The organism is Thermodesulfobium sp., assembly GCF_053498235.1.
Genome location: NZ_JBRCUV010000011.1, coordinates 1 through 24,865, shown reverse-complemented (window position 1 = coordinate 24,865; position 24,865 = coordinate 1). Strand labels below are relative to the sequence as shown.

Genomic DNA, 24,865 nt, shown 5'->3' with positions numbered 1-24,865 from the left:
AAAGCTGCCTGAAAGTCAAATTCAAGGCTATATTCTTTCAGGCAGCTTAAAAACCACAAAGTTAAGACAAACTACTAAATAAAACTTGCTCCTTTTCAAAGAATCTTTTACATAGTAAAGCAAAGTGTTTGTAAAAAGACTCTTCTAACTTAGTTGATATTTCTTTAAAAAACACAAAGGCCCAACTTAAAATGAACCTGTTAAAAAAGTTTTTTTCATAAAGGAGTGTACTGTCTTTATTTTTACTTTCTGAAGCAATTAAAATAGACATAAAAGCGCAAATTATAGAAATATGATCGCTTCTGTGAATGCTAGAAAAATCTATCCCATAATTAGCATATATAGTGTTCAGCTCTTCTGGCAAAGAGTAAAATTCGTTATTACTACGAAATTCTTTATAGCTAATATAGGCGCTTGCAAAGGGTGGAATAAAATAATTTGCCACAGGTATCACAAAAGACATTTCAAATATCTGATTTAACCTCGACATCTCTCTTTCATCTTCTAAAGCAAACGTTATATATTTCATGCACTTCTCAGAAATATCTTTATCTTCTAAATATTCTCCGAGAAAATTCCATAACTCCAAATTTGACAGTTTGCTGCAAAATTCTCTATCAGGATTTAGTATGAAGATATCAGAAATAATATTGTATATTGTCTTTCTTTCAAGGCTTAGAACATCAAGATTATCTATCAACTTTAGTTACACCTTCTCAATCTTTACAGGAGTATCATAATAAACCATACCGCCTGCTACATCGCTTTGAAGCACGGTTGTCCATCCATCTTCTGCAGCTATAGAAGGATCTAAAAGCATCAAGTGATTTGGATGAATGCCTACGTTTCTTGCAGGATCACCAACATATTTTTTACCGTCAATATACCATTCTCCAGATCCATAAAGCCACCTACCAAAGGCTTGAGAATATGTAACTACTCCTGGCCTAAGTGCGAATCTTATCCTAACTCTACAAATTATACCCTTGGGATATGCTGGTGAGATTAATTTTACTTTATCTCCGTTATCTAATTTTAATTTTTTTGCGTCAACCTCACTTATCTCAAGGAAGTTTCCAGGCAACAGCTCTAATAACCATGGGTCTGCAATGGTTCTAGACTTTGAATGTATAGGAACCTTGTAGGTAGAAAGCAAAAATGGATATTCTTTCCTTGAGTAAATTTCATATATAGGCTGTCCTTTCATATTCTTTGGCGGTTCAAGTCTCAAGCATCCATCAAATCGCTCGCCAGTAATAGCGTTGTGCGTTAGTGCAACTGTTTCATTGTAAAGTTGAACTACATTTTTGCTGTTACCAATTCTATGAGTTACCCACTCTGGTTCACCAAATGGAAGGTATGCAACGTCGTAATCCTCGTAACGTCCACCTCTAGCTAGGACATAAGCTGCCTTTTTCCATTCATTACCCTTCAAGGCATTTGGATATTTTTTCATATACTCTTCAATACTCTTCATATCATAGTCGTCTCCATCGGGAACAGGACCTTGTTTCACAATCTTGTTGCCATCAAGCTTTAACAAAGTCTTGTCATCCATTCCTATGTTTACCAACATCTTCAAATAATATTCTTCACGAACAGTCAGTTGAGAACCGTCCAAGAAGGCATTCTTGCCAAAACCTGGTAAACCAAGTTTTATCGCAAGATCTATCAAGAAGTTTTCCATTGTAATAGGTTTACCGTCTTTAGTTTTCTCAGTCATAGGCTCAATTACAGGCTGTCTTACAGAGATCCTTGAAGTAGGATATGTTGGGAATCCTGGCAGCATACCCCATGTTTCCAAATACGTTGCATCAGGAATTATGTAATCGGCATAGCTAGAGCTCTCAGCTATGACGATGTCACTTGCAATAAACAATGGCACTTTATTTAAATCTTTTATCATCCTTATCCACATCAACGACTCATCATCAGCTCCACTCATACCAGGCTGTGCCCATGCAGGGTTAGCCATATGTTGAAAAAGTATCTTGCACGGGTATGGATATTGGAAATAAATTCCACCCCATATCTCATGCCATATCCCAAAACCGAATGGGAACCATGGTCTCTCAGCAGGAAATGGATTACCACCATTTTCAGATCTTTTCTTGTATTCGCTCGTCTTCTCATAAAAACTGCCTTCTCTTGAAATCTTCACTCCTTTTGGAGGTACAAAATTTGGCCACTTAGTAAGATCATATGCGCCACTCATATAGTTTGCTGCAGGAGCTCCATTTATGTAGCCTCCTTTCCAGTCAATGTTCCCTATCAGAACGTTTAGAAGCATGATAGCCCTTGCATTATAATAACCGTTTGCGTGCATTGCTGCGCCCCTGTACATGTCTGCAACAGCCTTTCTCCCGTGTGATGTAAACTCATCCGCAAGTTTTATAAATGTCTCTTTGGAGATGCCACATTCCTTTTGATACTCGTCATAAGTGTGTGATGAAACCTCTTTCCACAGATACTGCATAGCCGTCATACACTGGACACCATTTACTGTCACAGGCTCAAGGGACAAAAATCCAGTAGGCCACAAATTGGCTCTCGTGCAATCAGAAGCTTTAGTTGGAGAGCCAGATTGTTTATCTATAACCATGCCCTTATCTAAAAACGCACCATAATTTGGATTGCTCTTATCAACTATAACCAGATAGCTTGAATTAGAAAAGTTTGGTTCTCCCTCTTTTATAGCTGCATCAAAATTAGGAATTTCCAAGTATTTTTCGTTATATCTTTTATTTTCTATAATCCATCTAATCATCCCCATTGCAAAAGCGCCGTCACCACCAGGTTTTATCGGTACAAAATCGGCATGTGCTATCTGATTGCCACCTGTTGGATCAATGTATACTACCTTTTTACCGCTTGATGTAGCCTCAGCAGATCTTCTTGCCAGGGTTTGCATTGGAAAATTAGCTTGATAGTAATTAGAACCAAAAACTAAAACCAACTCACAATTTGGCTGATCAGGCTTTAACATATTAGAGGGAACCACTGAATGGGTTGCCACATGATGCGTCAGCTCACAAACCGCAACGTGAGGAATGGCGTTTACAGACCCAAAAGCGTTTGCAAACCTGGTAATGAAATTATTTTGTCCTCCTTCAGCTCTACCCCAATAGGCCACAAACTGATTGGTTTTTGGGCCAAAATCAGGATATTTTTCATTTGCAGGCACAAATCTATTTTTACCATCGTTCCAGAGCTGTTTAAAGCCCTCTACAAATCTATTTTCCTCACCCGGTACATCCTTAAACAAATAACCACCATTATATATTTCATCGAGCAATTGTTCATAAGATATCGTTTTAAATTTTCTTGAGCCCCTTGGTCCAACTCTTTTCAGAGGTTTGTAAATCCTATAGGGATCGTAGACAGTCTGCCTGCCCGCCTGCCCTCTTGCACACAATGAATGCGAGCCGTTTGCATAAGGTTTAGACGTATCAAAGGTAGAACCTACATATGTAATAGCCTCTTTTGGCGAAACAGAATATCTAACTGGAGGCTCTGTATCATGGATATCATAAGGACTACCGTCTAATTTTAATATTGTACCCTTATACACCCTTGCCATCAAAGCACAATCACTGTGACACTGCTTACATGTTGAAAACTTTACTTCAACTCCTGGCCAATTTTCCACTCTACCCGGATAAATCAACTTACCATCATATCCAAAATATCTAGGCAGATTTTGCTGAGTCGCTCCAACTCCGACTCCAGCAACACAAACCCCAAAAGTCAAATACTTTAAAAAATCTCTTCTATTCATATTCATATTCAACCACCCTTAATTGTCTACTTGATTAGTTTGATTTTCTAAACTGCTCTTATTCGAATCTTCCCATCCAAACAGCCATCCAAGTATAAAAAATATTACTATTGATAAACACATCAAGCCAATTGAAGACAGTATTCCATCAAAACCTAACCATGGAAATTCAGGAATAATGGTACCCTGAGAAATCTTTGGTAGTAGCTGACCACCTATGACTGTATTAAATCTCATTGCGAAAACTCCAATCTGAATAAGTATTGAGATCAAAATCATCATAGGTTTAGATGTCCTTATAGGCCTAAATAACAACAAAATAAGCGGTATTATTAGACCAAGCAGTATTTGAACGACGAAATAACTAAAGAATAATACACCGCCAGGATTATAAACCAAAGTCCAACCCTGAAATACGTCTGCCACAGTATATGCCCTAAATGAATAAAGTTTATCAATAAAATCAAGAAAAAGATCAAATGAAATTGCAATTATCATAAATACCCCTAAGGCGTTTAGCGTTTCTTTGTTTACAACGTTTTTCTTAGAGTAATATGAATATCCAATAACATAAAGCAAGGTAACAAGAGCTGCACCAGAGACAATGGCAGAGGTTATAAACATAAGCATCATAACAGAACTTGTCCACAACGCCCTAGCCTTTATAGCCCCAAATACAAAACCAATATATCCGTGAAAAGCAAATGCAAGTGGAACGCCTATTGCAGAGATTATAAAAAGAGCTTTTTTATCTTTTAGCAGAGAATCTTTTGAAATACTATTATTTCCAAACGTCAAAAACCTTGCTATAGATCCCCTAATTCCTCCTAGTTTGGATTTCTCAATATTTTCAACCCTGTAATCGAAGTACATTTCAAAAAACATTAATATTATATACAGTGTCCAAATTATTATAAACACGCTCAGTGGAGAATATGGAAAGTGATCTCTAAAATAAAGTTCCAATGGCGCTTTTGATGGTTGCAAGGCATCTACTAATGGTGCAAAAGCAGCTATTAAAACCATAGCAAAGCTTGAAGTAGCAGCTAACTTTGCAACTGGCTCAAACTGTTTAAACCCAAATAGGTGGGCAAGAGAGTCAATTACAAATGCCCCAGCCATCAAGCCTGACAAAAATGGGTAAATAACTATTGGTAAACCCCAAATTGCAGTTTCTAAAAATTGTCCTTCTAGCATAACTCCCTCCTATTTTTCAAATTCTTTAAACGGGTTCTTGCGTTCTTCAATTTTTGGCAACTCAACTTTACCGCCAAGCTTTCTATAAGCCGTAGTATTAAAACCTATAGTGTACGTATATTCCATATAAACCTCATCCATACTTGTACTACCCTCAAGATTTCCGTTTAAATCAATATAAAAAACTTGAGGTTCTGTTCCCTGAGACATCTTTAACCTTGCGGTAGGATACTGGCTGATAAGCCTAGACACCTCGCTCTTAGGATCGTTTAAATCACCAAAGATTCTCGCCCTACCAACACAGCTAGTAACGCATGCAGGCTCAAGACCCGCATCAACTCTATGAACGCACAAAGTACACTTATCAGCAGTTTTTGTAACAGGATTAAAAAATCTCATATTATATGGACATGCCTGTATACAAGTACCGCATCCAATACACTTTTCATAATCCACTAAAACTATTCCGTCTTGTCTCTTAAAAGTAGCTTTTACAGGACAAGCCTCCACACAGGGGGGTTCATCACAATGATTGCATAGTCTTGGTAGCATAAATTTTTTTACATTAGGCTCATAGTTTCCATCATCTGTAACAACCATGCCGTTTGGGGAGCTTTCCATTGAACCAGTTTCCATTACCTGTACAACCGTCCTGAATACGCCTAATGGAACGTTGTTTTCACTCTTACAAGCAACTACACATGCCTGACAGCCCACGCACTTTCTCGTGTCAATTACCATTACCCAATGATGTTTTGGTTTCGTGCTAGGAATTTTGTTAAAATTATCATACCAAACAGGCAAATTATTTGGATTTAATAATTTGTTCCAATCATTCCAGCCATCCTTTTCATCGAGAACAGGATTTTCCCATCCCATCCATCTATGATTATTAATTGGACCGGTAGGTAGATCTACATTACTTTTTTGTTCAGCATCTGCTCTGTCTAATAAATTGAACATGCTCAAGGCAAAAAGGCCTCCTACACCCCATGCAATACTTTTGAAAAACCACGACATAAAGTTAGCTGATAGACTTTCTTGATTAGCTTCCTCGTTTTTTTCTTTTAACGAAGGATCACTGCGGTAGCTCACATAAACACCTCCCAAAAATGAAAAATAATAAAAAAATTATTATAGTTATTATATAAGAAATTACCATTAATTAATTAATATATATAATTAGTAAAATTTATATATAAATTCAATATTATTTATATTATTAGCAACTTATAATTTTTATTAGCAACGGTATTGAATTGACAAATAATTTTTTGTAATCCTTCTTATACTTTTAAATAAGTACTTATCCCTACATAAAGCTTATTTATTCCTGACTTTTAAGGATCTATTGCCAGCTATAGAATTGAAGCATATAAAGAACTTGGGAGGGATCAAGATGGAAAAGACAATTTTGGTGGCTATTAGGGACAGTATATCTGATAGGAGCGTTTTAAATATGGCTATAGATATGGCTAAAAATGAAGGAGCAAGGCTTGTAATTTGTCACGTTATAAACAGATCTGAAGATCTTGGAGTTTTTAACCCAATGGCTGAAGCTCAGTTGGTATACAAGGCTGAGAGAATGCTTGAAGAAGCAGTTGAAATAGCAAAGAGAAATGGAGTAGATGCGATAAAGGTTGTAAAGGTAGGCAAACCTTCAGAAAGAATATCAGAACTTGCAAAGCACTTGCACGCCTCAAACATAGTACTTGGAAATAGAAAGCTAAAGGGCTTAAGACAATGGCTGTTTTCAGAATTTAGCACAGGTTTTAATTTGCAAAATGCAACTTTGGTACCTGTTGAGAAATAAAAACTACCCAATTACTATTATAGTAACTGGGTAGTTTTAGATATTATATTATTATGCTAATATTTCATTTTTTATAGCATCTATTCCCAATCTTTCTACAAATCTTGCAACTCTTTCACTCATGCCGTATCTACCTTCTATTCTATAGTCGCCTTTTTCTTTGTAAAGCTTTAGGAATTTTTTGATGATATCCAAAACTTGTTCATCGCTAAGTTCGTCTGCAACAATATCTCCAATTCTAGGCTTTCTGCCAGAATTGCCGCCAATTACCAAAACCCAACCCTTACCTCCAGAAAAGACGCCTATGTCTCTTACAAACGCCTCGCCACAATTTAGAGTGCATCCTGAGACGCCAATTTTTAATTTTGCAGGAACCTTTTCAAAGTAAACAAGGTCTTCTATCTTCTTCCCTAAACTGAGACTGTCAAGAGTTCCATATTTGCAAGTAGTATTTCCAACACAAGCCTGAACGTAGTGAAGTGAAGGTTCAACGTTAAAGCCCATATCCCTTGTTAATTCTTCAATTATCCTGTTTACGTCTTCTGGTCTAATCCCAATCAAAAAAAACCTTTGACCTGTCAAGATCTTCAATTGGCGAACGTTATATTTCCTTGCAATTTTAGCAATCTCTTCCAAATATTCTGGAGTAACTAAACCAGTCGTAGACTTCAACTTTATTCCATAACTTCCGTCCCTTTGTTCTATTGCTCTTGGATGTATCTGTTCCATAATATCCTCCTAGCTAAATATAATACAGGCCAAAAATTCTATATCTACATCGCCTGTATTTTTTAGTGCGTGACTCTCTCCATCATAAGTAATTAAGACGTCACCCTTCGAAACCTTGGTCTCCTTACCGTTGTCTACAAAGATCCCTTCACCATTCAAGATATAATATATTTCGAAGTCTTTGTTATGCGTGTGTAGACCTATAGAAGAACCTGGTTTCAAATAATTGTGCGCAAACATCCTACCCTTTCCCTTAAATTCCTCAGGAGTCAAAAGATGAATGCTTTCAAGCTCCCCTTTGCCGCCTAGAGGATCAAGTCGCTTTATTCTTTCTAAACTATCAAACTTTTTAACCATAATATTCCCTCCAATAATAAATTAACTTATTTCTTTATAAATCCAAGCAAAGAATCATGAGCCTTTAAAATTATCTAAAGTGAACCTTGTAATAGTAGTATTCGTAGAACAAGCTTAACAAACCTACAATAAAAACAGAAAACACTACAAGAACAAAGCCCAAATCATATTTCGTTATGTTTAAAAAAGGAGGGTTAAATAACATATCAAAGAGTCCTATTAGACCAACCACAAAAAATGCGCTTCCTCCAATAATCAAAGTTCTTGCAGCAGTCCTCTGTGCTACAAAACGAGCAATTTCAATGGGAAAACCCATTTTTGTAGTAATAAATCCAAAGAAAGCACCCAGTACTATCTGAGTTACCATAGTACCGATACCAAAAAATGCGCCTGGAACCCAGCCTAAAAGATGACTAGGCATTGCAGGAGCTAATACAGTGTATAGTACCAATGCAAACGCTCCAAATCCCCATCCTGCAATAAAACCGTGTAACAGCGCAAATTTCACAGACAACTTGTGATCTCCATCTATCTTACCCACTAGCGCCATTCTATGGTGATCGCTGTCAATCTTACCAAAGTGAATATGAAATACGTTTTTGGTTTTGAAGACGTAAAAGCCACCAAATACCATAGCAAGGCCAACCAATAAATACGTTCCGTATTCAAATAGGTCAGAGGATGTTAAGGGAAAAAGTGCAAGATTTGCTAGTTCGCTTGCCAAGGCTCTTTGGAGAGTAAAGGCAAGAGAAAAGGCAAAACCTATAATAAGTCCCCTTTTAGCCGAATAACTGCCAACTGCATAGCTAAAGGTAATTGGCCATGTGTGTTCGTCTGGGGTATAACCGTGGATTACCCCTAACAAGAAAGAGAAGAAAACTATCATAGGTAGAGTAAGATGTAAATGGCTATGAAGCAAGAAATCAACAATATTCATACAAAACACCTCACTTCCACTAAAATAAAGTTCAGTGGAGAAAAAATAGTCTTATTTATATATAATATTATAATCTAAAAATACTATAATAAAACCCCACAGCATCAAAGATATCTGCGGGATTTTATTATAAAAGCTGTAAAAAGATTATTTATTTATTACGATATTGTCTTGCTTTTTCAAGGAATCTATGTATGCTTGGACTGCCTCTTGTTCCTTCTGGTTAATAAGGTACTGTTTAACATAATCCTTAACCTTATCTATGGGAATTAGATTGCCACTCTTATCCTTAAACTTATCGGAATTCTGATTGTAAAAATTTGTAACATCGGCATCAGTTACATCAAAATTTTGACCTGCGAAATGCTTTTGTAAAAGAAAATTAATTAGGATGTTATTCTTCGCTTCATTAATTGCTTCAATCACCTTAGGATCATTTTCTAAGCCTTCTTTTTTTGCCTCATCCAAAAGAACAAGGTTATCTATCAAACGATTTAAGATCTCCTTCTTAATAAGATCTGGATTGCTCTTGTCCACATTAGGGGGTAAATTGTTATAAATTTCATCCACCTGGCTCTGAGTAATATTTGTTCCGTTAACACTAGCTAGAACCTTATCATCGGCAAAGCTTGGTTTTGCCATGACTACAAACAACAACAGGACAACCAAAAGAAAAATACGTTTCATCAAAAAACCTCCAGATATTTAATTTCCTCAACTTTACTTTATGACTATTTAGCCACGATGTCAATAGTTATTTAAGCTAAAACACAAACCAATGTTTAGTTTTATTACAGACTGAACATATAGAAAGCATCACTGGAACCTCTACCAGAACACCAACTACAGTAGCAAGAGTAGCTCCAGATTGCAAACCAAACAAAGAAATAGTAACAGCTACAGCTAATTCAAAAAAGTTACTTGCTCCTATTAGGGCTGCAGGGGATGCTATATTGTGAGGAATTTTTAGAATTCTCGCAAGATTATATGTAAGCATAGAGTTAAAATAAACCTGAATAATTATAGGTATTGCAATGAGTATTATCACAAACCAATTTTTCAAAATCATATCTCCTTGAAAAGAAAATATGATGATAAGCGTTGCAAGTAAAGCTAAAATTGTTACTGGTTTAAAAAAACTAAGATATTTTGAATAAAACCAATCTTCTCCAAACGATCCTATTAAAATCTTTCTTGAAATATATCCTGCCATTAGAGGGATAACAATATATAGTAAAACAGATACTATCAGAACATCGCCAGGAACTATTATGTTTGACACGCCAAGGAGAAACATTACAATTGGTGCAAACAAAACTAACATCAAAAGATCGTTTACGGCAACTTGAACCAATGTATATGCGGGATCCCCATCCGTAAGATAGCTCCATACAAAAACCATTGCAGTACAGGGCGCAGCAGCTAAAATTATTGTACCCGCCAAAAATTCATTAGCCATTATCGGACCAATGAAACCTATAAAGATATGCTTAAAAAATAGCCAACCAAAAAATGCCATTGAAAAAGGTTTTATCATCCAGTTTACAAATAATGTCAATAAAAGACCTTTTGGTTTATTGCCTATCTTCATTACTGCAGAAAAGTCGATTTTCAGCATCATAGGATATATCATAAGCCAAATTAATACGGCAATAGGCAAATTTACATGGCTAATTTCAAGCTCGCTTAACCTACCGAATAACCCAGGAAAGGCCTTACCAAGCAAAATACCTACTAAAATGCAAGCAAATACCCAAAGTGTAAGATATTTTTCAAAAAAGTCCATTCTTTTTTCTGCCACTTAAAACCCTCCTTAAATTCAAAAGTATACTAAATTTATTTAGTATACATATAATATCATTTTATTATAATTTAATCAAGTATTGATAAAATATTGTGCATTACACTAAAAATGTTGAAATAGCAAATTATTGGGGATTGATCTTTTAATTAACCAAAAAGAATATCTAAAAAGAAATTCTCATATTTTGTTATTTATGATAATCAGAAAGTGAAGTTTTAAGAGAGGCATTCAGAAAAAAAATGGTTGCGGGGGGAGGATTTGAACCTCCGACCTTCGGGTTATGAGCCCGACGAGCTTCCAAACTGCTCTACCCCGCGTCAACACATAATAAATTTAGCACAAAAAATTAAAATTTGCAAGTCTTTATAAACTTAATTTTAGAGATAATATTCCATAAGAGATTGAACAAAACTGAAAGAATAAATCTATTTTTAATTTATAAAAAGTTAAGTCTATCACAAAAATTTTCAATTGACTTATAACTTCAATAAGTCAATCTTATGTAAAGAATTAACCTACAAAATATATAATTTTTAGTATATAAAAAATTTCCAAAGAAGGGGGAAAAATTATTATGGAAAGGGTCTTAGAAAACAAAAATAGTTACCTGTATCTAGTGCTTATCGCTGCTTGGTTGGGATGGGTTTTTGACGGTATGGACGCTATGCTTTATAACATCGTAATGTATCCAGCAATTCACGACCTATTAGGTGCGGGCGCCACAAAAGCGCAAATTGGATATTACGGGGGTTTAGTCATGTCCTGCACACTTTTGGGCGCTGCATTAGGAGGAATTTTGTTTGGCATACTTGCTGACTACATAGGAAGGGTAAAAGTACTATTACTAACAATACTCACCTACTCTCTTATGACCGGTCTTTCAGGGTTTGCACATAGTTGGCAGGAGTTAGCAGTTTACAGAGGGCTTACAGGGTTTGGAATTGGTGGAGAATGGGCTGTTGGTGCGGTTTTACTTGCAGAAACGTGGCCAGATTTGAGAAGAACATTTGCAGGCAGTTTTATGCAAATGGGTTGGCCAGTTGGTTTCTTTCTTGCTGCAGCTATAAATTTTTTGGTAGGAATGCATGGATGGCGTGTTGTCTTTTTTGTAGGCGCTTTTCCAGCTCTTTTAACAGTGATTTTAAGAGCTCAACTTAAGGAACCAGAAAAGTGGATAAAGGATCATGCAAGAAGGTGCGAATTGAAATTAACTAATAATTATGAAACGGAAGAAGACAAAGAATACTGTCATTTTACTTTCAGACTTCTTTTTAGCAAAAAATATATTAAAAATACTTTAATAGGCTTTCTTCTTTCTGCAGTTGCCCTTTTTGGTGTATGGGGCGCAACTTATTGGATACCAGCAATAGTAGAAACCCTTGCAAAATCTGCAGGAGTTCCTGAGGGCGCGATACACGGCAGAATATTTCTTGCTATTACCCTCCTAAATATTGGTGCTATAATCGGAGCTCTATCTTTTTGGCCCATTGCAAACAAATTTGGAAGAAAGGGTGCCTTTTTGCTCTACTTTCTTACAGGTATTATATTAATACCGCCAATATATATAAATGCAAGGGATTTTAATCTATTTCTCATGCTTGTTCCTATTATCGGCTTTATCGGCAACGGTGTATTTTCTGGTTTCCCAATATATCTGCCTGAACTATTTCCTACCAAGATAAGAGCTACTGCCCAAACAACTTGCTACAACGGGGCAAGACTGGTAACAATACTTAGCCCATTCTTCACCGGATTACTTATTGGTTTTTATCATGGAAACTTCTCTTACGCAGCAGCTACAATAATGAGCGTATACATAATAGGTATAATAACGCTTCTGTTTGCTCCAGAAACCAAGGGGAAGAGTCTGCCTGAATGAGATTACCTACCGTATTTCTCATTACATCTTCTCAAACAATTAGAAAGTTCTAATTGACAATCGCTTTTGCAGCTTTCGCGCTCGTCAATGGGCGCAAAGCTGCAAATCGTCCTACAGTTCCAGTGAAGATGACAACCCATCATACATCTGTCATATTCGCTTCTTGTAAGTGTAAAAAATTCATTAGCTGAATTTCTTACGGCATTAATCTGATACAAGAAAAGGGCAATTACAATTGATAAAAGAAATACAAGTATATACAATAATATATTTGACTTCAAAGTATTTAGCCCCCTTAATTCTTTGCACTATAAGATTTTAGCACGTGTTTGACAGCTCTAATGAGAAGAGAGGTTGTAAATTTTTGTCCATATAGAGATGAAATAATAGCTAATGCAAAAGAAAAATCAGGAATAGAAGTAATCGTCGGAACGCACGAATATGCACTTCCACAAATCTTTAAAAGCTAAAAGCTTATAACTACCCCTGATTCACATACACCATCAAACAAATTTCTTAAACAAACGCCTTATCAATGATGTAATTTTATTGGACCTGGTTTCTTTTTTCTCAACATCCGAACGCCTAACTTTATTAAACATTACATCAATAATTTTTGACAAAAGTCCAATTTTAAATTTGTAGTCGTTTAATTTATTTAAATATCTTTTTGAAGAATAAAGCAATTCGTAAAAGAAACCAATAATATTGTCAATTTTTTTTAAAATTGAGTTTGAACTCTCGGATAAATCCTCAAAAGACCCTTTAAGTTCAGGATATAATTCATCAGAAAACTTCCTAAAAGATGCAATGGTATCCCTTGTTTCAACCAAAACCTGATCAAGCGTTATGACTGATTTTTTCAATTCTTTAATCAAGCTCACGACGTTAAATATCCACCAGCCGATAAGCCCTACAAGTATTGCTGCAAGTAAAAAGATAAGAAATTCGAATAAACTCATCATTCAACCTTGTGGGATGTTTCCGAATTAGGTGCCGATGTTTCCGATGAACTTTGCTCTTGGCTGCTTTGACTTGCCTCAGAAGAAGTTTTACCCTCTTCTCCCAAAAATTCGCTATAATCCTCATCAATTTCAGTGCTTATGACCTCTTCTGCCTCTCTAGCACTTTTAAGAATATCGTTTATCGAATCTATCTTTTCTTGTATTACTTGTTTTGCCTTTTTAGCCCACTGTTCAGAAAGCCCAGAAAGATCTGACAACACGTCCTCTGCCTCATCTCTTAGTTTTGTTAGCTCATCTACAACGTATGCCCTTGTCTCTTCTCCTGATTTTGGTGCAACAAGAAGCCCAGCCAAAGTTCCAACTAAGGCGCCCAAAACCATTCCCAGGGAAAAACTAACTAAATTATCAGAATTTTTCACTTTATATCCTCCTTTTCATATTTTATAGTTATATATTATAATTCATTATTATGAAACATATAAGAGCGATAATTGCACTTTTATATATGATAATTAGCACTCTTTTAGTGATAGCATACGCTATATACCTGCATAGGTATCCAGAAGTAAAGAGGGTATCAAAGGCAATTGCAGTACCAAAATATTGGTTTTGGCCTCTTTTTTTTATCCTTGGAATAAAGGTAAAACTAGTAACAAAGGACAAGATCCCTCCTCCTCCTGTATTATTTTTTGCAACACATAGGGGAAACTTGGATATCCCACTTTTATCATACTCTCTTCCCGGAGGCGTAACTTATCTCTCAAAAGAGGAACTTTTTTCTGTTCCAATATTAAACATCATTCTTCACACAATAGCTTCAATACCGATAAAGAGAGAGGATGCAAAAAATGCCTTAGAGTCATTAAAAGAAACCTCAAAATTGCTAAAGAACAATGTAAACGTAGTAATTTTCCCTGAAGGGACAAGGAGCGTAGACGGTAAGATTGGGACTATTAAAAGGGGGGGGATAATTCTTGCAAAAAGCTCAAACATCCCAATTGTACCCGTAATTATAAAAGATGGCTTTAAAATTTATCCAAAAAAGAGCATTTTTCCAAATTCTGGCACTGTTGAGATAATCGTTGAAAAGCCGATCTTGCCTGAAAACTATACATCAAAGGAGCTTGCCAAAATTATCAGCCAAACCTATAGATCATACATTGATGGATAGATAGTGATATCATAAGCTAGTATGCCTTCCTAAAATATAGACATAATTATCAAAGGAGGAATCATAAATGAAAGTAAAAGACATTATGACTACTGATGTCCTGGTAGTAGGAGATTCTGCTAACGTATCAGATGCCATAGAGTTTATGAAAGAAAAAAGAGTCAGATCGCTAATCGTCGAAAGGCATAGTGATAAGGATAGTTATGGAATAGTAACGACAAGCGATATTGTTTTTAAGACTGTTGGTAAGAAAACAAACTTAAAATTAGTAAAAATTAAAGAAATTATGACTAAACCAGTTGTCTATATAGGCCCAGACTCAAGTATTGAAGAAGCTGCTGATGTTATGGCAAATTTTAAAATTACACATCTCCCTGTCATAGACAAAAATCAATTAGTTGGGATAATTTCTAATATAGATATACTATACAATATATAAATATAATAATATAATAATTTACATTAAACCACTTGTTTTATTCTTTTAGGTTCAAAGTTCCTAAAAATAAAGCCAAATATAATCCCTACAGAAAAACCTGTAAGATGCGCAAAGAAAGCTACGTTTGATGTCTGAACAAAAAGTCCAAAAAGAGCTGAAAGGTATTGACTAATGAACCATATAATAAGCCATACAAAAGCAGGCAAAGAAAATATAAAAGGAAAGATCCCCAACAGCAAAAAAGTCCTTATTTGTGCGCGTGGAAAAAAAATAAAATAAGCGCCTAAGACGCCCGAAATAGAACCAGATGCTCCAATTATTGCTGAATTAGAACTTACAGCAGCTGCTTGCCCTAGAGCTGCCAAAGCCCCGCATAAGAGATAAAAGAGCAAGAACTTAACGTGTCCCATCTTGTCCTCAACGTTGTTGCCAAAAACGTGTAAAAACCACATATTTCCAAAAATATGCAATAAATTTGCATGAAGAAATTGGTAGGTAATCAAATTTATGCATAAGGAATCACTAGACAAGTTATATGAAAAAAGGCTACTTAGCTGATGATTGCTTAGATTATCTAAAACAAAAACTATACAATTAATCATTATCAAAAGATAGGTGATCCATGGAAAGGACCACGAATAGACATTATCCCAAAGAGGAAACATTTACGGCCTCCAAATTTATCCTAATCAAAAGGGACGTATTGAATATGGCGATCTTTAATTACAAAAAATCCAAAATCCCTAAATGATACTTTGGTTTCAGCAGAACTATCAACTCTATGAAGTTTGTAAATAAAAGATTTTATAACTCTATCCACCAAACTTCTAGGAAGATTTTCTTTAAGAGATACAAGGTTAATAAGATCGGATCTTAAAAGCTCTATATCCAGATCAAACTCGTCAAAGGTGTCGACAAAAAAGATTTTAGGCCTTCCTTCAAAATTTTGTTGTAGATAAAACGTGCCAAGTCCCTTAATTCTGACTCGCTTTCCAAGTAAGACCTGGTTTTTTATTGAAATCAAAAAGGTATTTATTATTCTTCTTACCTTTGAAATGCCTATTTCTTCTTCGTTTGATATATCTTTTACAAGGTCTCTTTCTCTTATCTCTAACAAATTAAAGACCTCCTTACGACCTATTCGACACCTTTAATCATATTACTTTATCACCTTTTTTAAATCACCAAAAGTTCTTTATAACTTCTGAACACAGCTCAAACTGATTAAGGGTATAAAAATGAAAAAACATCACTCCCTCTTTAATTAATTCAGAGCACTGTTTTATCGCCCAATCTATTCCAGCCTTTTTCATATCCTCACTAGAAGATACTTTTGACATAATATCTTCTAATTTTTTAGGTATTGTAACCTTACAAAATCTAGCAAATTCTTTTATCCTTTCAAAATTTCCTATAGGAATAATACCCGGAACAAGCGTGATGTCAACTCCCCTTTTAATAACAAGGTCTCTGTATCTTAAAAAATACTCGTTGTCAAAAAACATCTGACTTATTGCAAAGTCAGCAATTTTAAACTTTTCGATGCAATGTTCGAAGTCCTCTTCAAAACTCCTTGCCTGAGAATGCCCCTCAGGATAAAAGGCTACTCCTATCGAAAAATGATCAAAATATTCCCTCACATATTTAACTAAATCGATAGCATGTTTAAATTCCCCTTTACTAATATCAAAATTTTCAACATTTTTTGGTGGATCCCCTCTTAAAGCCAATATATTAAATACCTTTAATTCGTCATATTTTTTTATTAAAGAGTTAATAGAACTCTTGGTAGCTCCTATACAAGTCAAATGTGGCATAACTGCAAAGATATCTAGTGAATTAATAAATTCTACAATTTCAAATGTCTTATCCTGTGTTGTGCCTCCAGCACCATAGGTTATTGAGGCATAAAGCGGTTTAAGATCTACATATTTTTTGATTGTTTCCTTAAATTTTTTTTCCTGTTCTACCTCCTTAGGAGGAAAAAATTCAAGAGAAAAACCTGTTTTCTCGCTCTTATACCTTTCCTTTATCCTCAAAGTCACTCATCCTTTCTCGGCAAAGACTATTACTAAAATAGTTAGATTTTATCATATAAAGATAACTTTTTAAATTTTATATTAATTTTATATCGCTATTATACAGGAACTATACACGAGCAAGGATGCTATGAAGAACGTCCGCGAGCAAGGATGCTCGCGATACTATACTCCACGAGCAAGATGCTATGAAGAACTTCCGCGAGCAAGGATGCTCGCGATACTATATTCCGCGAGCAAGGATGCTCGTGGTACTATACTCCGCGAGCAAGATGCTCAGGGTACTATGAAAAACTTCCTCAAGAACGTTTATAAAAAAGTTTTTTCCATATGAGTTAAGAAAAAACATAGATATAGAATCTTCTTAAACTAATAGACAACGAAAAATTATCAAAAGAGTATAAGAAATATCAATTGGATCTATCTTTTGAATGCAACTTTAATGGAAATAAGTCTATGTTATACATAATATTTGAACACAAGTCAGATTTAGACAGATTTGTTTTTTTAAGAACTTTTCAATTGAAGACATAGTCTCTATACTGAACTATATTGCTATAAATTATGGATTAGAAAGAACAAACCAGATAATATCAGAAGTTGGAGGTGATAAAGAGATGATTATGACCTTAACCAAGAAATGGATGATGGAAGGTGAAAAGATAGGAAGAAAAGAAGGTGAAAAAATAGGAAAATTGCTTAGTGCTCAGGAAATGGTAATAAATGCTATTGAAGCAAAATTTGATACAGTTCCAGAAGATATTGAAAATAGGGTTAAGAGTATTTCTGATATAAAAAGGCTAAAAAAATATTAAAGGCAATGTTTAAGATAAAAAATATAGAAGAACTCGAAGATCTATTGTAATATAACTATTCGCGAGCAAGATGCTCGTGGTACTATATTCCACGAGCAAGGATGCTCGCGATACTATATTCCACGAGCAAGGATGCTCGTGGTACTATAGGATGCTCGTGATACTGTATAGTATATTTATATGCTATAATAATTTTAGTTAATAAAATTTCGAGGAGGAATTATCTTGAATCAGATAACAAAGGATTCCAATCTTTTAGAAGTAGTAAAGGAATTTCCCGAAACAATTCCAGTATTTATGTCATTCGGATTAGGCTGCATTGGTTGTGCAGTTGCGAAATACGAAACAATTGAGCAAGGAGCCAATGGCCATGGCATAAACGCAGATGCACTTGTAGAGGAGTTAAATAAAACTATCAGTAAGAGGGTCTCAAAATAAATCCTTTTTGACCTTTTTGAGGGGCAAGGTTATCCTTGCCCCTTTTTTATAATCCTAGCTCTTTTGCATATTTAAGCATTCCAGCGTGTGAAATTTCAGCGAATTCTTCGAGTTCAAGAGGTAAGTATTTACAAATTAATATCTTTTCTCTGCTTGCACCCCTTGCAAAGCCTTTTTCGTTAAACCTTCTACAGATAAAATCGGCATTGATAGAACTTAATTTTTTATCTGGATGAATCAGAGCGCTTGCTACAATTAGACCGCTTATTGCATCTGAACAAACGATAGCAGCTTCATCAAATGATTCTATATCTTCTAGCTTATCTTTTCTGTGAGCTAAAACTATATTACAGATATCTTCTTCAAACCCATTTTCTTTGAGGATCTTTGCGCCAACTATCGCATGATTTTTAGGATCCTTTTCAGTAATCTCATAGTCAATATCGTGCATAAGACCTGCAGTTCTATATAAATCTACATCTTTACCAAATCTCAAAGCAATAGCCTCCATTATGGACTCTACCGCAATGGAGTGCTTAATCATATAATCCTTTTTAAGATATTTCTTTAAAAGTTCAATATTTTTATCTCGGGAGTTCATTTGTCAAGCTCCGGATACAAAGGGAATTGCATACACAGATCCGATACCCTCTTTTTCAACTCTTCTAACTTTTGTTCGTTATCCCTAAAATCAATAGCATCCGACATTATATTACCAATTTCTACCATCTGTTCCTCTTTCATTCCTCTAGTGGTTAAAGCAGGGGTACCTATTCTAATACCACTTGCCTTCCAAGGAGGTTCAGGATCAAATGGTATGCTATTTTTATTAACAGTAATACCAATCTTTGCAAAAAGAGCCTCTGCATCCTTTCCTGAAATATTTGAAGCCCTCATGTCAATCAGTATAAGATGATTGTCAGTGCCACCACTTACCAATCTCAATCCTCTTGAACTCAAGGTTTTGGCTAAAGCCTTTGCATTTTTCACTATCTGTTCGCCATATTTTTTAAAACCTGGATTCATAGCCTCTTTAAAAGCTACTGCCTTTGCAGCAATTATGTGCATTAAAGGACCGCCTTGATTACCAGGGAAAACTGATTTGTCAATCTTATCTTTAAATTCTTCTTTACAAAGAATAAATCCCGATCTTGGCCCTCTCAAGGTCTTATGTGTCGTAGATGTCACAACATCTGCATAAGGTACTGGAGAAGGATGAAAACCAGTTGCAACCAATCCAGCAATGTGTGCCATATCCACCATAAGAAATGCCCCTACTTCTTTTGCTATTTGAGAAAACTTCTCGAAATCGATAATTCGAGGGTATGCGCTTGCACCAGCGACAATAAGTTTTGGTTTGTTTTTCCTTGCTAAATCTAAGACTTCATCATAATCAATAGTCTCAGTATCTTTTCTTACTCCATAGTGAATTACGTTAAACCACTTCCCAGATACCGTTACAGCGCTCCCGTGCGAGAGGTGTCCTCCTTGATCCAACCTCATGCCCATATATGTATCACCAGGATTTAAAAGAGCAAAATAAACTGCTAGATTTGCCTGAGTTCCAGAATGCGGCTGAACGTTTGCATGTTCAGCACCAAAGAGTTTCTTTACCCTCTCTCTTGCCAGCTCCTCAACAACATCCACACACTCACAACCGCCATAATATCTTTTTCCAGGAAGGCCTTCTGCGTATTTGTTTGTCAAAACAGTGCCCATTGCCTCAAGAACTGCAATCGAAGTAAAGTTTTCTGAAGCAATTAACTCCAAGCCATTTCTTTGTCTTGCTACCTCACACATTACCGCCTTGAAAACTTCTTCATCTGTCATCCTTAAAAAATTAAGCAACGTTAAAACCTCCCATTAAAGAAAATTAATTTTCCAAAACCTTTTTTAAAAGGCTTTCCTTTATAACTCCCTCTCTTAAAATCTCAAATCCCTTATCCAGCTTTAAAACTGTAGAAGGAGCGTAGTAGATAAGTTCACCTACCGAACAAAAATCTACATTTTCCAACACGTCTTTATCAATCTCATCGAAAGTTAATGGATTGATTTTACCACTAATATTTGCGCTTGTCCCTATGATAGGGAAATTAACCTCTTCAAAAATCTTCATTATTACAGGATGAGAAACAATTCTAATAGCTATAAAATCATCATGTAAAATCTTTTCAGAGAGGTTAAAATTAAATGTAAGTCTTGAAACTACGGTTAAAGGGCCAGGCCAAAAGGTGTACGCGAGCTTTAAGAACATTTTTAGATTAAGGTATTTAAGGTTAGCGTTCTTCAACAACCAGTCCAAAGAGGGGACAAAAATTGGAAAGCTTTTCTCTGGCATTCTTTTTTTTACATTAAAGATGCGCATAGCTACTTCCTCAGACCTTGCGTCCCCAGTAAGCGCAAAAAGGGTATCAGTAGGAACTACGCCAATTTTTTGATTTTTAATTTGCTCGGAAACAAAAGCGATACTCTGGTGATTTTCTGTCAAATTTAAGCCATCCATTTTATGTCTGTGGCAAAGGCAAAAAAGGTATCAGGTTTATTTACCTCGCCAAATATCTTTTCAGCTAGATTTTTTGCCTCTTCAAGCTTAGAATCGTCCAAGACAAAGAACAAAAACGTTTTTTCTTTGACCTCATCTGCAGACATAATCTTTTCAATAGACTGAAAAAGTGACTCCTCTGAAAGAAGCGTTGACCTTCCAAAACCACTACAATCAAAAAGGGTAAAGCCAGAAACGCCCATTTTCACAATTTCTTGCAAGAAATCAGGCAAGAGATCTTTATTATCAATAACCATAAACATGGCAACTTTACTCAAATTTACCCTCCATTTATCCTGGTTTAATTAATTATAACCTCATTGTGTTCTGTATACAGCCCTTAACAATATGGGCGTTACTACAGTAGTAAGTATTGCAACAACAATTAGCACAGAAAAAATTGGCCTAGAGAGAACAGAGCTTGTTAGCCCAATAGTTGCAACTATTATAGCTACTTCTCCTCTTGAGATCATGCCTATACCTACTCTTAAGGAGTCCATAAAACCAAATCTAGTGATAAATGCACCAAAACCGCAGCCAATTATCTTTGTTAAAACCGCAATCAAGAATATTATCAAGGCATAAAAGTACAATGTCGTTTCTAGCCCACCCCTTTCAACATACAAGCCAACACTAAAAAAGAATAACGGTGCAAAAATTGAATAGGTTAGCGTGCTCATCCTATCAGAAATTCTCTCATTATATTCTGTAAGTGATACCATAGCGCCAAGTAAATACGATCCCGTAATGGCAGCAAGCGAACCAAAAACCTCAGCAGACCATGAGTATATAATTATTAGAACAATTGTGCCAGCAATCAAAGGCCTTGAAACCTTTAATTTTGAGAAAAAACTTAAATAGCTCTTAAGAAAAAGCTTAGCTAAGATTATGGCTACAAATAAGTAGCCAAAAATTCTGAAGAGCAAAGAGAAAGTATTTCCCCTTCCAAGTTCAAATGCTATTACCAGAGACAAAATAACAATACCAAAGACATCATCTATAATAGCAGCACCCAATATAGTCATACCAACCTTGCTTCTTAGTTTTCCAAGTTCCATCAATGTCTGAGCAGAAATGCTAACAGAAGTAGCTGTCAAGACTGCCCCAACAAATAAAGATTCTGACATGCCTAAACCTGAATATAATGAGAAAACAGTCCCTAAAAAAAGAGGCAATATCACCCCAAAGCTTGCAGAAGAGAATGCAGCTAACCCAACCCTTTTCAATTCTTTTAAATCTGTTTGTAACCCAGCAAGAAACATCAAAAAGATTACCCCAATTTCAGAAAATAAAGCTATAAATTCATTCATATGAATAATATTTAGTATTGCAGGACCAAATATAAGCCCTGCCAAAAGTTCACCAAACACTGCGGGTTGGCCAAATTTCGCGCTTATATTCCCGGATAGCTTTGATAAAAAGAGTATAAAGGCAAATACTGGGAGAAAATTTAAAACAGCTTCTCTTTCCAAACAAACCTCCATTTGCAGAGAAAATTCTCGTAAACCATATTGCCAACGAAATAAAATAGATAGCAGAAAACTAGAACTGTTCTAAAGTCAAAGAAATACATCTCTCCAATATATTTAAACACAAGATAGGTAAATATAGAAAAAAACATATCCCCAAAAAGGATACCAATAAAAAATGAGATAATTGAAAATGCTACGTATAGATATTGATAATAGGCACCAGTAATGTTCATTACAAAATCAGAAAACATCTCTATATAACCATAATGTGCTATATAGCCAAAAAGTACGCAAAGAAGCAAAAAATAAAATATTCCGCTATTTAAAGAATACATATCTATCTTTACAGAGTTTATGTCAATTTTGTACTTTAAAAAGCCTATAATTACAAAAATTAAGGCTGCTGTGCCTATGACCTGGTCCATGTACGTATATACAATAGAAAGGACTGAAAAAAGAAACATATAAAACAAAAATTCTCTCTCTTTTAAAATTCTTAATATATCTCTTCTTTGATTCTTTAAAAGATAGATTAGATAGAAAACTAAACTTGCAACAATCAAAGGGTAGAAGAATTGCAAATATGAAAGGTAATTTACGCCAGATACACAAAAAAAATACAATATTGGAATAGATGAAAATGGAAAAAACCATTTTGAAAATAAACTTGCTATTCCACTCTCAGAACTCCCCATATTCACAAATATTCTCGCAAAGAAAAGGACATTTTCTTTACCATTTGCTATGTGTTCGATAAAAGCCCTGACAAAAGGCAAGGCTAAAAGTGCCAATAAGAAATTTAGATCAAATAGATAATAAATAGGCAATACTTGATAACTTCGTGTAGCAAGAATCAAACTAACAACCAGAGCAAGGGAGAGAAAAGGCCTTAGTTTTAATCTAGAGATAAAAAGTAGCGCTATATTTATATAAAATAAAGTTAAAAATATCTGCTGCATCTATTCTCCTATTGTTTTTTAGAACTAAAAGCTATTCTAACACAAATTTTAAAAAGCTAAGTCAGGCTGATAGAAAGTAAATATTGTACACTTTAGAGTTCTACTATTATTTTCTTCACATCCATACAAACCTCACCCAGATCAAGCATTGAATTTATTAAAGAAAGCTTTTCATAGTCAAAAATTCTATCAACTGTAATTTTTGTTTCCTTTAACATCCCATTATTTAAATAAAACTGCCTTTTAGTACCATTTAACAAATAGCTTTCAGGTGTATACCAAATACCATTCTTATACAACGCAATATTAGAATATGTTGTATCAGTCACAAAGCTATTCTTAACTATCAAAATTTCTTCAGATTTTCTGCAATGTTTTTTTAAGTTATCAAATACTGTTCTATTAGAAAATTTGTAGCTGTAGTCTATTTCGTTACAAGATATTAATTTTAAAGAATCTATTTTTCTAATAAAATACCTACTAATGCTAATATTTTCTATCTCTCTACCATAAATAATTCTGCACTTAAAACATCCTTTATAATTTTCTGTGTTAGGCAGTATACTCTCAAGATCTATATAAGATTTACCAAAAAAAAGTTTTTGAGTGAAGTTAACTCTTTTTTGGTGATACTCAAGATTTAAAAACTTTGAATTATATAATTTTATTGTTTCAATAAATTGGCACATATATCTTTTCAATTAACTCACTGTATTCCTTTTCAAGATCGCTATATATAGTTATCCCACCACCACTTTTAAAAAATAGCTTGCCGTTTATATTTTCTATAAACCTTATCAATACATAGCTTTCTAAGTTATTCCCATCAAAATATCCACCCACCCCAGTATAGTATCCCCTTTTATATGTTTCCACCTCCTTTATCTTTTTAATTGTTGCCTCTTTTGGAGCCCCACTAATTGACCCAGCAGGCAATAAAGAGACTATTATATTGCCCAATCTCTTTTTATAATCAGCTCCCAGATAACCACATATTTCAGAACTCGTCTGATAAAGCTCTCCTTTAAAGGTCTTTATTTTAGAAAAATATCTAAATTTTTTTACTTCTATATTGTTAGCAACTATTCCAAGGTCGTTTCTAATTAAATCAACAATTGTAGCGTGTTCTGCTATCTCTTTTTCATCATTCTCTAAAATTTTTTTGGCATTTGGTATCTTCGCGTCTATCGTTCCTTTCATTGGATAAGAGAATATAAATCCATCTTTAATCCGAACAAATATCTCAGGCGAAAAGCAAGTAAACAAATCCTTAACATATAACTTAAACCTAGACTTACTCATCAAAAATATTTCAAAAAGGCTAAGATTTGTGTAAAGTTCAGTTTGAAATGTTAGGTTTATCAAGTATGAGTTTCCTTCCCTTTCATATTCTTGAACAGAATCAAAAGCACTTTTATAATCTGTTAGAGAAATTGGATAACTTTTAAAAATTATTTTTTTGTTATCTTGTTTATTACTTTGATAAACATCTTCATAGTTTTTAAAATTATTTATATTAAAATAGATATCC

31 protein-coding genes and 1 tRNA gene are annotated in these 24,865 nt (G+C 34.8%); 8 read left to right on the top strand and 24 right to left on the bottom strand.

Annotated features, from left to right (window positions below; all coding sequences use genetic code 11):
- Positions 1–61: 61 nt before the first annotated feature.
- Genes ACWIUX_RS01120 through dsrO form a run of 4 tightly spaced genes read right to left on the bottom strand, consistent with a single transcriptional unit; the run spans position 62 to position 6,070 of the window.
- On the bottom strand, positions 62–700 hold the full coding sequence (locus ACWIUX_RS01120; RefSeq protein WP_448588877.1) for a TorD/DmsD family molecular chaperone: 639 nt from the start codon (positions 698–700) through the stop codon (positions 62–64).
- Positions 701–706: 6 nt separating this feature from the next.
- Positions 707–3,784, bottom strand: a complete 3,078-nt coding sequence (locus ACWIUX_RS01115; protein WP_448588876.1) for a molybdopterin-dependent oxidoreductase — start codon at positions 3,782–3,784, stop codon at positions 707–709.
- A gap of 12 nt (positions 3,785–3,796) precedes the next feature.
- Entirely contained in the window at positions 3,797–4,975 is a 1,179-nt protein-coding gene (gene nrfD / locus ACWIUX_RS01110; RefSeq protein ID WP_448588875.1) for an NrfD/PsrC family molybdoenzyme membrane anchor subunit, read from the bottom strand.
- 9 nt (positions 4,976–4,984) lie between these two features.
- Positions 4,985–6,070, bottom strand: a complete 1,086-nt coding sequence (gene dsrO / locus ACWIUX_RS01105; RefSeq protein ID WP_448588874.1) for a sulfate reduction electron transfer complex DsrMKJOP subunit DsrO — start codon at positions 6,068–6,070, stop codon at positions 4,985–4,987.
- Between the two features lie 304 nt (positions 6,071–6,374).
- On the opposite strand from dsrO, the gene ACWIUX_RS01100 reads away from it, so the two are divergent.
- Positions 6,375–6,788: a universal stress protein gene (locus tag ACWIUX_RS01100; RefSeq protein ID WP_448588873.1), complete on the top strand. Its 414-nt coding sequence runs from the start codon at positions 6,375–6,377 to the stop codon at positions 6,786–6,788.
- Positions 6,789–6,839: 51 nt separating this feature from the next.
- On the opposite strand, the gene ACWIUX_RS01095 is transcribed toward ACWIUX_RS01100, so the two are convergent.
- From ACWIUX_RS01095 to ACWIUX_RS01070, 6 genes are all read right to left on the bottom strand, one after another.
- Entirely contained in the window at positions 6,840–7,517 is a 678-nt protein-coding gene (locus tag ACWIUX_RS01095; protein WP_448588872.1) for an NAD(P)/FAD-dependent oxidoreductase, read from the bottom strand.
- Positions 7,518–7,526: 9 nt separating this feature from the next.
- The gene (locus ACWIUX_RS01090) at positions 7,527–7,874 is read right to left on the bottom strand and encodes a cupin domain-containing protein (RefSeq protein WP_448588871.1); all 348 of its coding nucleotides are present in this window, start codon (positions 7,872–7,874) and stop codon (positions 7,527–7,529) included.
- A 70-nt stretch (positions 7,875–7,944) separates the two neighbouring features.
- Positions 7,945–8,811 carry a hypothetical protein gene (locus ACWIUX_RS01085; RefSeq protein ID WP_448588870.1) on the bottom strand — a complete coding sequence of 289 codons (867 nt, stop codon included), beginning with the start codon at positions 8,809–8,811 and terminating at the stop codon, positions 7,945–7,947.
- A 147-nt stretch (positions 8,812–8,958) separates the two neighbouring features.
- Positions 8,959–9,498, bottom strand: coding sequence for a SurA N-terminal domain-containing protein (locus ACWIUX_RS01080; RefSeq protein WP_448588869.1), 540 nt, complete (start codon positions 9,496–9,498; stop codon positions 8,959–8,961).
- Between the two features lie 76 nt (positions 9,499–9,574).
- A complete protein-coding gene (arsB, locus tag ACWIUX_RS01075; protein WP_448588889.1) occupies positions 9,575–10,597 on the bottom strand; it encodes an ACR3 family arsenite efflux transporter in 1,023 nt (340 codons plus the stop codon).
- A 258-nt stretch (positions 10,598–10,855) separates the two neighbouring features.
- Positions 10,856–10,932, bottom strand: a tRNA-Met gene (locus ACWIUX_RS01070).
- A gap of 257 nt (positions 10,933–11,189) precedes the next feature.
- Here ACWIUX_RS01070 and ACWIUX_RS01065 point away from each other — a divergent pair.
- The gene (locus ACWIUX_RS01065) at positions 11,190–12,494 is read left to right on the top strand and encodes an MFS transporter (RefSeq protein WP_448588868.1); all 1,305 of its coding nucleotides are present in this window, start codon (positions 11,190–11,192) and stop codon (positions 12,492–12,494) included.
- Positions 12,495–12,496: 2 nt separating this feature from the next.
- Here ACWIUX_RS01065 and ACWIUX_RS01060 read toward each other — a convergent pair whose 3' ends face one another.
- On the bottom strand, positions 12,497–12,775 hold the full coding sequence (locus tag ACWIUX_RS01060; protein WP_448588867.1) for a hypothetical protein: 279 nt from the start codon (positions 12,773–12,775) through the stop codon (positions 12,497–12,499).
- A 48-nt stretch (positions 12,776–12,823) separates the two neighbouring features.
- Between ACWIUX_RS01060 and ACWIUX_RS01055 the strand changes: the two genes are divergently transcribed.
- A complete protein-coding gene (locus ACWIUX_RS01055; protein ID WP_448588866.1) occupies positions 12,824–12,964 on the top strand; it encodes a hypothetical protein in 141 nt (46 codons plus the stop codon).
- 33 nt (positions 12,965–12,997) lie between these two features.
- Here the strand turns inward: ACWIUX_RS01055 and ACWIUX_RS01050 are convergent, their stop codons facing one another.
- Both ACWIUX_RS01050 and ACWIUX_RS01045 read right to left on the bottom strand, forming a co-directional pair.
- Complete coding sequence (locus ACWIUX_RS01050; protein WP_448588865.1) at positions 12,998–13,456, bottom strand: hypothetical protein; 459 nt, start codon at positions 13,454–13,456, stop codon at positions 12,998–13,000.
- Positions 13,456–13,878 carry a YtxH domain-containing protein gene (locus ACWIUX_RS01045; protein WP_448588864.1) on the bottom strand — a complete coding sequence of 141 codons (423 nt, stop codon included), beginning with the start codon at positions 13,876–13,878 and terminating at the stop codon, positions 13,456–13,458. Before ACWIUX_RS01045 ends, ACWIUX_RS01050 begins: the two co-directional genes overlap by 1 nt.
- Positions 13,879–13,928: 50 nt before the next feature.
- Between ACWIUX_RS01045 and ACWIUX_RS01040 the strand changes: the two genes are divergently transcribed.
- Both ACWIUX_RS01040 and ACWIUX_RS01035 read left to right on the top strand, forming a co-directional pair.
- Positions 13,929–14,630, top strand: a complete 702-nt coding sequence (locus ACWIUX_RS01040) for a lysophospholipid acyltransferase family protein (protein ID WP_448588863.1) — start codon at positions 13,929–13,931, stop codon at positions 14,628–14,630.
- 67 nt (positions 14,631–14,697) lie between these two features.
- Positions 14,698–15,069 carry a CBS domain-containing protein gene (locus tag ACWIUX_RS01035; protein ID WP_448588862.1) on the top strand — a complete coding sequence of 124 codons (372 nt, stop codon included), beginning with the start codon at positions 14,698–14,700 and terminating at the stop codon, positions 15,067–15,069.
- Positions 15,070–15,092: 23 nt separating this feature from the next.
- On the opposite strand, the gene ACWIUX_RS01030 is transcribed toward ACWIUX_RS01035, so the two are convergent.
- From ACWIUX_RS01030 to ACWIUX_RS01020, 3 genes are all read right to left on the bottom strand, one after another.
- Positions 15,093–15,734, bottom strand: a complete 642-nt coding sequence (locus ACWIUX_RS01030; RefSeq protein ID WP_448588861.1) for a rhomboid family intramembrane serine protease — start codon at positions 15,732–15,734, stop codon at positions 15,093–15,095.
- Positions 15,735–15,754: 20 nt separating this feature from the next.
- On the bottom strand, positions 15,755–16,186 hold the full coding sequence (locus tag ACWIUX_RS01025; RefSeq protein ID WP_448588860.1) for an HU family DNA-binding protein: 432 nt from the start codon (positions 16,184–16,186) through the stop codon (positions 15,755–15,757).
- Positions 16,187–16,250: 64 nt separating this feature from the next.
- Positions 16,251–17,108, bottom strand: coding sequence for a methylenetetrahydrofolate reductase (locus ACWIUX_RS01020; RefSeq protein ID WP_448588859.1), 858 nt, complete (start codon positions 17,106–17,108; stop codon positions 16,251–16,253).
- A 372-nt stretch (positions 17,109–17,480) separates the two neighbouring features.
- On the opposite strand from ACWIUX_RS01020, the gene ACWIUX_RS01015 reads away from it, so the two are divergent.
- The 3 genes from ACWIUX_RS01015 (at position 17,481) to ACWIUX_RS01005 (ending at position 18,361) form a co-directional block, all read left to right on the top strand.
- Positions 17,481–17,642 (top strand): Rpn family recombination-promoting nuclease/putative transposase, encoded by a 162-nt coding sequence (locus ACWIUX_RS01015; RefSeq protein WP_448588888.1) that lies wholly within the window; start codon positions 17,481–17,483, stop codon positions 17,640–17,642.
- A gap of 83 nt (positions 17,643–17,725) precedes the next feature.
- Positions 17,726–17,923 (top strand): hypothetical protein, encoded by a 198-nt coding sequence (locus tag ACWIUX_RS01010; RefSeq protein ID WP_448588858.1) that lies wholly within the window; start codon positions 17,726–17,728, stop codon positions 17,921–17,923.
- A gap of 225 nt (positions 17,924–18,148) precedes the next feature.
- Entirely contained in the window at positions 18,149–18,361 is a 213-nt protein-coding gene (locus ACWIUX_RS01005; RefSeq protein ID WP_448588857.1) for a DUF1858 domain-containing protein, read from the top strand.
- 46 nt (positions 18,362–18,407) lie between these two features.
- Here the strand turns inward: ACWIUX_RS01005 and ACWIUX_RS01000 are convergent, their stop codons facing one another.
- From ACWIUX_RS01000 to ACWIUX_RS00965, 8 genes are all read right to left on the bottom strand, one after another.
- Complete coding sequence (locus ACWIUX_RS01000; protein ID WP_448588856.1) at positions 18,408–18,962, bottom strand: HD domain-containing protein; 555 nt, start codon at positions 18,960–18,962, stop codon at positions 18,408–18,410.
- On the bottom strand, positions 18,959–20,191 hold the full coding sequence (locus ACWIUX_RS00995; protein ID WP_448588887.1) for a serine hydroxymethyltransferase: 1,233 nt from the start codon (positions 20,189–20,191) through the stop codon (positions 18,959–18,961). Before ACWIUX_RS00995 ends, ACWIUX_RS01000 begins: the two co-directional genes overlap by 4 nt.
- Before the next feature lie 43 nt (positions 20,192–20,234).
- Positions 20,235–20,849 (bottom strand): L-threonylcarbamoyladenylate synthase, encoded by a 615-nt coding sequence (locus ACWIUX_RS00990; protein WP_448588855.1) that lies wholly within the window; start codon positions 20,847–20,849, stop codon positions 20,235–20,237.
- Between the two features lie 2 nt (positions 20,850–20,851).
- The gene (locus ACWIUX_RS00985) at positions 20,852–21,181 is read right to left on the bottom strand and encodes a P-II family nitrogen regulator (protein WP_448588854.1); all 330 of its coding nucleotides are present in this window, start codon (positions 21,179–21,181) and stop codon (positions 20,852–20,854) included.
- A gap of 39 nt (positions 21,182–21,220) precedes the next feature.
- Positions 21,221–22,375 carry a cation:proton antiporter gene (locus tag ACWIUX_RS00980; RefSeq protein WP_448588853.1) on the bottom strand — a complete coding sequence of 385 codons (1,155 nt, stop codon included), beginning with the start codon at positions 22,373–22,375 and terminating at the stop codon, positions 21,221–21,223.
- Positions 22,354–23,334 (bottom strand): hypothetical protein, encoded by a 981-nt coding sequence (locus ACWIUX_RS00975; RefSeq protein WP_448588852.1) that lies wholly within the window; start codon positions 23,332–23,334, stop codon positions 22,354–22,356. Before ACWIUX_RS00975 ends, ACWIUX_RS00980 begins: the two co-directional genes overlap by 22 nt.
- Positions 23,335–23,426: 92 nt before the next feature.
- Positions 23,427–24,035 (bottom strand): aminotransferase class IV, encoded by a 609-nt coding sequence (locus ACWIUX_RS00970; RefSeq protein WP_448588851.1) that lies wholly within the window; start codon positions 24,033–24,035, stop codon positions 23,427–23,429.
- Positions 24,007–24,865 (bottom strand): aminodeoxychorismate synthase component I (locus ACWIUX_RS00965; RefSeq protein ID WP_448588850.1); only part of this gene is annotated, 859 nt, incomplete at its 5' end. The genes ACWIUX_RS00965 and ACWIUX_RS00970, both read right to left, overlap by 29 nt.

What these genes read in the sequence shown, in the direction of transcription:
- ACWIUX_RS01030 (WP_448588861.1), bottom strand. Translation starts at nt 15,734, where the DNA reads ATGTTTCCTCTTTGGGATAATGTCTATTCGTGGTCCTTTCCATGGATC.
- ACWIUX_RS01095 (WP_448588872.1), bottom strand. Translation starts at nt 7,517, where the DNA reads ATGGAACAGATACATCCAAGAGCAATAGAACAAAGGGACGGAAGTTAT.
- ACWIUX_RS00995 (WP_448588887.1), bottom strand. Translation starts at nt 20,191, where the DNA reads ATGACAGATGAAGAAGTTTTCAAGGCGGTAATGTGTGAGGTAGCAAGA.
- ACWIUX_RS01115 (WP_448588876.1), bottom strand. Translation starts at nt 3,784, where the DNA reads ATGAATATGAATAGAAGAGATTTTTTAAAGTATTTGACTTTTGGGGTT.
- arsB (WP_448588889.1), bottom strand. Translation starts at nt 10,597, where the DNA reads ATGGACTTTTTTGAAAAATATCTTACACTTTGGGTATTTGCTTGCATT.
- nrfD (WP_448588875.1), bottom strand. Translation starts at nt 4,975, where the DNA reads ATGCTAGAAGGACAATTTTTAGAAACTGCAATTTGGGGTTTACCAATA.
- ACWIUX_RS01080 (WP_448588869.1), bottom strand. Translation starts at nt 9,498, where the DNA reads ATGAAACGTATTTTTCTTTTGGTTGTCCTGTTGTTGTTTGTAGTCATG.
- ACWIUX_RS00975 (WP_448588852.1), bottom strand. Translation starts at nt 23,334, where the DNA reads ATGCAGCAGATATTTTTAACTTTATTTTATATAAATATAGCGCTACTT.
- ACWIUX_RS01000 (WP_448588856.1), bottom strand. Translation starts at nt 18,962, where the DNA reads ATGAACTCCCGAGATAAAAATATTGAACTTTTAAAGAAATATCTTAAA.
- ACWIUX_RS01035 (WP_448588862.1), top strand. Translation starts at nt 14,698, where the DNA reads ATGAAAGTAAAAGACATTATGACTACTGATGTCCTGGTAGTAGGAGAT.
- ACWIUX_RS01100 (WP_448588873.1), top strand. Translation starts at nt 6,375, where the DNA reads ATGGAAAAGACAATTTTGGTGGCTATTAGGGACAGTATATCTGATAGG.
- ACWIUX_RS01065 (WP_448588868.1), top strand. Translation starts at nt 11,190, where the DNA reads ATGGAAAGGGTCTTAGAAAACAAAAATAGTTACCTGTATCTAGTGCTT.
- ACWIUX_RS01010 (WP_448588858.1), top strand. Translation starts at nt 17,726, where the DNA reads ATGATTATGACCTTAACCAAGAAATGGATGATGGAAGGTGAAAAGATA.
- ACWIUX_RS01085 (WP_448588870.1), bottom strand. Translation starts at nt 8,811, where the DNA reads ATGAATATTGTTGATTTCTTGCTTCATAGCCATTTACATCTTACTCTA.
- ACWIUX_RS01040 (WP_448588863.1), top strand. Translation starts at nt 13,929, where the DNA reads ATGAAACATATAAGAGCGATAATTGCACTTTTATATATGATAATTAGC.
- ACWIUX_RS01050 (WP_448588865.1), bottom strand. Translation starts at nt 13,456, where the DNA reads ATGAGTTTATTCGAATTTCTTATCTTTTTACTTGCAGCAATACTTGTA.
- ACWIUX_RS01090 (WP_448588871.1), bottom strand. Translation starts at nt 7,874, where the DNA reads ATGGTTAAAAAGTTTGATAGTTTAGAAAGAATAAAGCGACTTGATCCT.